The sequence below is a fragment of the Lactobacillus sp. C449L genome (assembly GCF_059900815.1).
The window spans coordinates 1-481 of record NZ_JBWXGA010000127.1; the positions used below are offsets into that span (position 1 = coordinate 1).

Genomic DNA, 481 nt, shown 5'->3' on the forward strand with positions numbered 1-481 from the left:
GCTCCATAAACCAGCCGTACAGCGCGAACGACACGCCGTATTGCCCGTCTTTCGTCAGCTTCTTCGCGTAATCGCCCACTTCCTCGTACGTCTTCGGAGGCTGGTCGGGATCGAGTCCCGCCGCACGGAACATGTCCTTGTTATAATAGAGAATCGGATTCGACGTATTGAACGGCATCGAGTGCAGCTGTCCGTCGAACGTGTAATAGCCGAGAATGTTTTCCTCGAGCTGCGACAGGTCGTACCCTTCCGCGTCCACGAACTTTTGGATCGGCTGAATCGCGCCCGTATCGATCATGAAGCGGCTGCCGATTTCGTACACCTGCATCATCGTCGGACCTTCGTTCGTGCCGAGCGTCGTCTTCAGCTTGTTCAGCGCTTCGTCGTACGAGCCTTGGAACACCGCTTCGACCTCGACCGTGTCGCTTTGCGCGTTGAAGTCCGCCACCAGCTTGTCGACCGCTTTCCCGAGCTCGCCGCC

1 protein-coding gene is annotated in these 481 nt (G+C 57.8%); it reads right to left on the reverse strand.

Annotated features, from left to right (window positions below; all coding sequences use genetic code 11):
- Positions 1-481: extracellular solute-binding protein (locus tag AC2JF9_RS08640; protein WP_500726947.1), on the reverse strand; the 481-nt coding region annotated here is incomplete at both ends.